Below are 7736 nucleotides of genomic sequence, written 5' to 3' on the forward strand. Positions count from 1 at the left end.
TCCGGCGGGGGCAACGCTGTCGGTCGTCCGGCGCCCCCGGCGGCCCGGATGCCTACAGTGGCTCGTTGGGGTGTTTGCGGATCTGCTGTACGTGCCGCTTGGTCCGCAGGAAGGCCAGCCCGCGGACGATCATCCGGCGGGTGTCGGCCGGGTCGATGACGTCGTCGACATGGCCGCGCTCGGCGGCGGCATAGGGATGCAGCAGCGCGTCGCTGTACTTCTTCGTGAGTTCCGCGCGCAACCGGTCGGGGTTCTCCGCCGCCGCCAGCTCCTTGCGGAATATGATGTTCGCGGCCCCGTCCGCGCCCATGACCGCGGTCTGGTTGACCGGCCACGCGAACGAGAGGTCGGAGCCGATCGACTTGGAGTCCATGACGATGTAGGCGCCGCCGAACGCCTTGCGAAGAATAACCTGGATCCGCGGCACAGTCGCCTCGCAGTAGGCGTACAACAGCTTGGCGCCCCGGCGGATGATGGCATTGTGTTCCTGCTCGACCCCGGGCAGGAAGCCAGGTACGTCAACCAGCGTGACCAGCGGGATATTGTAGGCGTCACACATGCGGACGAATCTCGCCGCTTTCTCCGAGGCGTCGATGTCGAGCACACCGGCCAGCACCATCGGCTGGTTTCCCACTATCCCGACGACCCGCCCGTCGAAACGGGCCAGGACGCACACGATGTTGCGGGCCCAGTGCGACTGCACCTCCAGGTACTCGCCGTCGTCCACGATCTCCTCGATGACGTCCCGGATGTCGTACGGCGTCCGCTCGTTCGGCGGCACGATCCGCAGCAGCTCCGGACAGCGGCGGTCGGGGTCGTCGGACGGCTCGACCGCCGGCGGCGCCTCGTTGTTGTTCGACGGCAGGAAGGAGAGCAGGTAGCGGACCTCGTCCAGGCAGGTCTCCTCGTCGTCGGCGAGGAAGCTCGCCACGCCGGTGCGCTCGGCGTGGACCTGCGCTCCGCCGAGCTCGGCCTGGGAGACGTCCTCGCCGGTGACCGAGCGCACGACGTCCGGCCCGGTGATGAACATGTTCGCGGTGTCGCGGGTCATGAAGACGAAGTCCGTCAGCGCCGGGGAGTACACCGCGCCGCCGGCGCAGGACCCGAGAACGGCGCTGATCTGGGGGACGACCCCGGAAAGGCGGACGTTACGCGCGAAAAGCCCACCGAAACCGGCGAGCGCCGCGACGCCCTCCTGAATGCGCGCGCCACCGCCGTCGTTGAGGCCGATGACCGGCGCGCCGATCGACTCGGCCAGGTCCAGCACCTGGTGGATCTTGGCCGCGAACGTCTCACCGAGCGCGCCGCCGCGGACCCGGGCGTCATGCGCGAAAACGACCACGCTGCGGCCGTCCACCGTGCCGAACCCGGTGACCACCCCGTCGCCGGACGGGTGGGAACGCTCCATTCCGAAACCGGTGGCCCGGTGCTGGGCGAAAAGGTCGAGTTCGGTGAAGGAACCCGCGTCCAGCAGGTGTTCGATGCGTTCGCGGGCGGTGAGTTTGCCCCGGGCGTGATGCCGCCGGGTGGCTTCCGGGTCATCTCCCTGCTCGGCGAGCAGCCGCCGCCGGGCCAGGAGCGCGGTGTGCTGCTCGAGGGTCAGCGGCTCGCTTTCCCGGGCCGCCTCCGACGCGGCCCCGCCGGCATCCTGGGAGATCGGCCGCCGGTTGCCCTGGCCGGGGATGAGCTGGTTGGGAAGAAGCCAGTAGGCCGCGGGTTCGACGGTGCTTTCCTCGCCGTCCGAACTGTTGCGCAGGACTGAAACCACCAGCGATCCCTCCTCCTGGTAACCCGGTGGCCCGGGCCTCCCGACACCGCGGAAGAAACGTGACCTCGCGGCCTTCCGATCTTCCCGGGTGGCCGCTGTACCGAGTTTGGACGATCGCACTGGGAAAAATTCTTGAGGGATCCTTGAATCGAGCTGACATGCCTCCACGGGTGATATTGATCACAAGCGTGGATATCAGCCGCGGCGGTACGGCCATGATTGGCCCGTCACATGGAACCGTATTCGTACGGAGCGTACACGACGACAGCCTGGAATGTCGCCGGCCCGACAGCGGTCATATCGCGTAAATTGCTGCCCGAAAACACCGCGGCCATTACCGGCGGCCTTGGGCCTGGGGCCTGGGGCCCGACGGCATCCTCACGAACGACAGCACACGCCGATGGGCGCCGGCCACCGAAGAAAATCGGCGCGAGTCTGTCACTGTGTGCGCTGGGGCGGCCAGAAAGCGTACAGACAACAGACCCGCGCCGATCGTGGCCTGCGTGCGTGGTTACGGACGGGGCTCGCGCTCCTCGACCGACGCTCCCGGCACCGTCCTCATGGACGTACCAGAACGGCGCCCGGCTCGGACGCGGTGAGCGTGACCCTGCCCGACCAGGTCAGCGACCCGGGCGCGGGCAGCCCGTCGGCATCCAGCATGATCGCCCGTTCGACGCCGGTGACCGTCACCGTCGAGCCCGGGTCGGCCACCCCGGCCGGGGCCCGCAGCACCTCGAGCGTGGCGATGTCGGCGAGCTTCGTGCCCGGGGGCAGCTCCACCGCGGTGGCGGCCGCGCCGTCCCGCTGCAGGGACCAGCCGGGGATCATGTGGTCGGACCGGTAGAGGACGTCCGGGTCACCCGCGAGCCGGACCCCGACCGTGGTGCCGGCCCAGGCCAGGCCCGGCACGGCCGAGGCAACCGGGACGACCGGGGCGGACGTGGTCTTGCGGATCACGACGTACAGATAGTTCCGCAGGTCGGACAGTGCAGGTGTGTACGCGGACGCCACCGGCTCGATCTTCTCCTCGCGGCGCGCCTCGGCCGCAGACACCTGGTAGGTCCACCCCGCGGTGTCCATCATCCGCTCCCGCGCCTCGCCCGCGGCGAGCTCCTGATCGGCGGCGAGGAGGAACCGCATGCCACCGGTGCCGGCGCTGGGGCCGGCGACCGTGTCGCACACCATGTTGTTGCCCGTACACGTCCGCAGCACGGGATGGCCGTCCTCGTAGCGGCCGGTGAACGGCAGCGTCGCGTGGTCGGGGCCCTGGTAGACCGCCGACCCCGGCACCACGGACCCGGCCGCGTCGAGCTCGGCCCGGTACACCCACTCGATGTCGGTCTGGCGTCCCCAGCGTGCCTGGAGGTACCCGGGATCGTTGCCGGTGCCGCCGTCCTCGTTGCTGAACATGACGCTGTACTCCAGCACCGTGTGGCCCGGCCGGCCGGCCGCTGGCGCCTGGGTGTGCCAGGCGAGCAGCGGGGTGTCGGTGTGGTTGTTCTGGAAGAGCCCGCCGTACTCAGGAAGCGACCGTCCGTAGAGGATCGGGGCGTACGCAAGCGGATCCGGGCCGCCGGACGCCCTGGGCGCCACCACCGATACCGACAGTTCATCGATCACCACCGTCCGCGCGCCAGCGCTGGAGGCCCGCTCGTCCAGGGTGATCTCGAGAGTGTGGACGCCGGCACGCAGCCGCCCGAGCTGGACCCTTCTGGTGATCGGATGTGCGGCGGGCACGACGAGGTCGGTCGCGAGCACGCCGTCCACCGTGATCGCGAGCACCGCGGACTCCGCGCCCGGGACCGCCCAGTCGGCCCCGGGGGCCCCGGCGGTGACCTCCGCCACCCCCTCGCCGTCACGTCGCGCCTGGACGGCCAACGAGTACGGGGAGCTCCCGCGCGCCAGCGTGACCGGCACCTCCGCGACGGCATCGGGACCGGCATCGGAACCGGCATCGAGAGCATGGCCGGCCCGGGCAGCGGCCTCGCCGGTGCCAGCCCCCGCGGCGGCGCCGGCCGCCCTCACGGCCGTGGTCCGCGGGTAGCGACCAGCGGCGCCGGCATCCAGACCACCGGCGCCGGCGCCGGCACCGGAGCTCACCGCGACAGCGTCGCCGCCGGCCACGACGGTGCCGGCGGCCTGGGCGGCCCGAGTGATGTGGGCGGCCTGGACAGCCCCGTCGGCCCCGCCGGTGACGTCACTCCCCGGCGTATCCGCGATCAGGACGACGACGAGCAGCGCGAGAACGGCTCGTGCCCACCACGTCCGCGCCACCGTCGTCACCGTTCCCGCCGTCGTCACCGTGTCACCGCTGCTCAGCCACCTTCACCGCTGTCGGCCACCATTCCGCCCCGCTCATGTCGCCCCCCGCTCGCGCCGCCCCCGGTCGCGCCGCCACTGCTCAGGTCATCACTGTCCGAGGCGCCACCGCCCAGATCGCCGCTGTTCAGATCATCACTGTTCGGGGCGTAGCGGCACGAACACAGCCGGCCCGGCGGGGACGTCCGCCGCCGCGACGTCCACCAGCCGGACCGCTTCGGCCTCGCCGAGAGCGGCCAGCCGCCACGCCGGGGCCGCCACGACCGCCCCGTACAGGCAGGCGCAGGAACCTCTGAACGCCACCGTCTCGTCCACGGCACGCTCCCGGGCGTCAGCGCCGGCGTCGCCAGCGGCGCCGGCCTGGGCCGCCGCGGCGTCGGCGGCGTGCGCGAAAGCGGTCCGGATGTCGGCGAGCGGGTCGCGGACATCCGCGGACAACGCCGCGCCGTCAGGGGGGACCCGGAAGAACACGCGCACGGTCCGCAGGTCCCGGAGCAGGTCGAGGGCCTGCTCCGGCGTCCGGTAGCCCGGGAAGCTGACGACCGCGTAGGTGTCGGGGTAGACGTCCGTGTGGGCGTCCGTGTGGGCGTCGGGGTGGGCGTCCGTATGGGCGTTGAGGTGGCTGCCGGGCCACTCGGCCCGCCGGGCCGCGGTGGCCAGCCGTGTCCGCGCCGCCGTCAGGTAGCCCGCCACCGTCTCCCGCTGTCCCAGGCCCACCAGGACGGCGGCCGCGGGCATCTCCTCGACCCGAGTGGGGACCGCGATCGCGGCGGGGACGGGAACCGGGCCCGCGACCATGCCCGGGCCGGTGGTGGCAGCGTCAGGACCGGTGCCGGCGGCAGGACCGGTGCCGGCGGCAGGGGAACCCGACAGCGCGTAGGCCGGCCTGGCGACCGGATCCACCCGTCGCCCCACCGCGGGTACCGCCGTCCGCGGCTGGTCGAACCTCTCAAGATCGCGTCCGCCGGCCGGGCCGCGCGCCAGGGCTGCGATCGTGCTCACCCCGATCACCGAAACCACGCCCAGCGCCGTCATCCGCATGCTCCGTTCGATGACGGGGTGGCCGCAAAGACCCCACCGGACCGCGCCGCCACCAGTCGCGGCGGTGCTGGCCGGGCCACCGGCGGTAGCGGTGCTGGCCAGGCCACCGGCGGTAGCGGTGCTGGCCGGGCCACCGGCGGTAGCGGTGCTGGCCAGGCCGGCAGCCACGGCCGTGTCCCGCGGCTCGACGGTCCCGCGCCGCGCCGTGCCTCTCCCGGCCGCCACGACGGCTCGGCTTGCGGTAGCGTTACCGATCGGGTCACATTCATCACCGTACGGCGTAACCCTGTCCCTGCGCGACCTGGCGGACGCGTTGTCATGCCCACCGCCGCCGGCCGGATCATCCGTGCGTGCGCCCGGCACGGCCAGGCCGCCCGGCAGCCCCTGGACGCCCGGGGCGGCGGTTCGCAGACGCGAGGCCCGGGCGGTGAACCCGCTCAGGATCCGGCCCGCGACCGGCAACAGACGTTCGTCCAGATGGTCGAGGCCAACGAGCACACGCCATGCCGCGCCCACGGCGGCCCGTCCCGCCCGCGGTCTCCCCAGCCGGCCCACATCATGATCGACAGAGTGACGCCAGCCGCGAACCCACAGCTTTCCCGTCCGGCCCGCTGCCCCGGTCTGCTCCTCAGCCCCGGCATCAGCATCAGCCCCGGCCCTGGCATCAGCCCCGGCCCCGGCATCAGCCCCGGTCCCGGTCCGGACCCCGGTGAACCGGGCCCTGGCGAACCGGTGCCACACCGCCCGGAACACAGCCGGCGGACGACCGGTGGCGGTCACGACTGCCGCCGAAGAACGGCAACCGCCTCCGCGAGATCAGGTGGGTCGGGGCTGGTGAACGTCACCCACCGCCTGTCCGCGGGATGGGCGAAGGACAGCTGGGCGGCGTGCAGCCACTGCCGGGCCAGCCCGAGCCGGCCGGCGAGGACCGGATCAGCGCCGTAGGCGAGATCGCCGACGCAGGGATGCCGCAGCGCCGACATGTGCACCCGGATCTGATGGGTCCGCCCGGTCTCCAGGCGCACCGAGAGCAGCGACGCGGCCCGGAACGCCTCTTCGGTGTCATAGTGGGTGACGCTGGGCTTCCCACCCGCTACCACGGCGAACAGGCCGGGCTTACGCGGATGCCGGTCGATCGGCGCGTCCACCGTGCCGCTGGACGGGTCGGGATGCCCCTGCACCAGAGCACGGTAGATCTTCTCGACCTCGCGGTCCCGGAAAGCCCGCTTCAACACGGTGTAGGCGCGCTCACTTTTCGCGATGACCATGATGCCCGTCGTGCCGACGTCGAGACGGTGGACAACGCCCTGGCGTTCCGCGGCACCGCTGGTCGCGACGCGGTAGCCCGCGGCGGCGAGGCCACCGATCACGGTCGGGCCGGTGAAGCCCGGCGCGGGGTGGGCGGCCACCCCGACCGGCTTGCCGACCACCACGATGTCGTCGTCATCATGGATCACCTGCAGGCCGGGCACCGGCTCGGCCGCCACCCGGACCGGGTTCGGCGGGGGCGGCAGGCACACCTCCAGCCACGCCCCGGCGCCGACCCGGTCGGAGCGGCCGCGTACGGCCCCGTCCACGCTGGCCTGGCCGTCGTCGACAAGCTGGGCCGCGGCCGTCCGGGACAGCCCGAACATCCGCGCGATCGCCGCGTCCAGGCGCAGGCCGTCCAGCCCGTCGGGAACCGGGAGCGCACGCCTGTCCCGCACACCGCCCCCTGCCACGGCTACCTGGCCGGCTTCGCCGCCGGCCGCGTCACCGGCTTCGTTACCGGCTTCGTTACCGGCCGTATCGCCGGTTTCGTTACTGTCCATCGCGGTCGTCGATGTCCGTCGCGGGCCGGCCGTCGGGGCCCGCCGGCCCGTCCGGATTCGGCTGGCCGTCCCGCGGGGCGGGCTGGCCGTCCAGAGCGGTACCGAGGGCCGCCAGGATGACCGCGACCACCCCACCGATCACGATCGCCGAGTCGGCGATGTTGAACACCGGCCAGTTGTGCAGGTGGATCCAGTCCACGACATGCCCGCGCAGCGGCGCCGGCGCGCGGAAGATCCGGTCGCTGAGGTTGCCCAGGGCCCCGCCGAGCAGCAGACCGAGCACGACCGCCCACGACAGCGACGTCAGCGTCCGGGCGGTGCGAACAATGATCACGACAACCACCAGGGCGACGATGCTGAACAGCACGGTCGCGCCACCAGCGATACTGAACGCGGCCCCGGGGTTACGCGTCAGCCGTAGGTCGAGTACGCCGGGAAGCAGCTCGATCGGTGCCCGGTCCGACAGGCTCGCCACAGCGGCGATCTTCGTGACCACGTCGATGGCGAGGATCACAAGACCGGCACCGGCCACCGTGGCCACCGCGCGTGGCGACCGGCACACCCGATACGGCTCGCCGCCGGTACGGCTCCCGCTGATGTGACTCTCCTCATGGGCCGACGACACGTCGAAATCCGGACCAGCGGGATCATCCAGGTCCGGGATGGACTTCCCGTTTTCCACCTCGGCCGTCACATCCCACCGGTCCCGCCCGTGGACGCCCTCTCCCACACCTGCCCCACTCTACGGGCAGCGCCTTCATGCCCGGAACGCACCATGACCGTCACCCTCGCGCCAC

5 protein-coding genes are annotated in these 7736 nt (G+C 72.2%); all 5 read right to left on the reverse strand.

Annotation, left to right across the window (positions count from 1 at the left end):
- Positions 1–52: 52 nt before the first annotated feature.
- Positions 53–1768, reverse strand: coding sequence for an acyl-CoA carboxylase subunit beta (locus AC5LSR_RS14935; protein WP_250291912.1), 1716 nt, complete (start codon positions 1766–1768; stop codon positions 53–55).
- Between the two features lie 558 nt (positions 1769–2326).
- On the reverse strand, positions 2327–4069 hold the full coding sequence (locus AC5LSR_RS14940) for a hypothetical protein (RefSeq protein ID WP_250285272.1): 1743 nt from the start codon (positions 4067–4069) through the stop codon (positions 2327–2329).
- Positions 4070–4222: 153 nt separating this feature from the next.
- Positions 4223–5626, reverse strand: a complete 1404-nt coding sequence (locus tag AC5LSR_RS14945; protein WP_250285271.1) for a hypothetical protein — start codon at positions 5624–5626, stop codon at positions 4223–4225.
- A 278-nt stretch (positions 5627–5904) separates the two neighbouring features.
- Positions 5905–6939 carry an RluA family pseudouridine synthase gene (locus AC5LSR_RS14950; protein WP_250285270.1) on the reverse strand — a complete coding sequence of 345 codons (1035 nt, stop codon included), beginning with the start codon at positions 6937–6939 and terminating at the stop codon, positions 5905–5907.
- Positions 6929–7669: a signal peptidase II gene (locus AC5LSR_RS14955; RefSeq protein WP_250285269.1), complete on the reverse strand. Its 741-nt coding sequence runs from the start codon at positions 7667–7669 to the stop codon at positions 6929–6931. The genes AC5LSR_RS14950 and AC5LSR_RS14955 overlap by 11 nt, the downstream gene beginning before the upstream one ends.
- Positions 7670–7736 lie beyond the last annotated feature (67 nt).

The sequence above is a fragment of the Protofrankia sp. CiP1_Cm_nod4 genome (genome assembly GCF_982290645.1).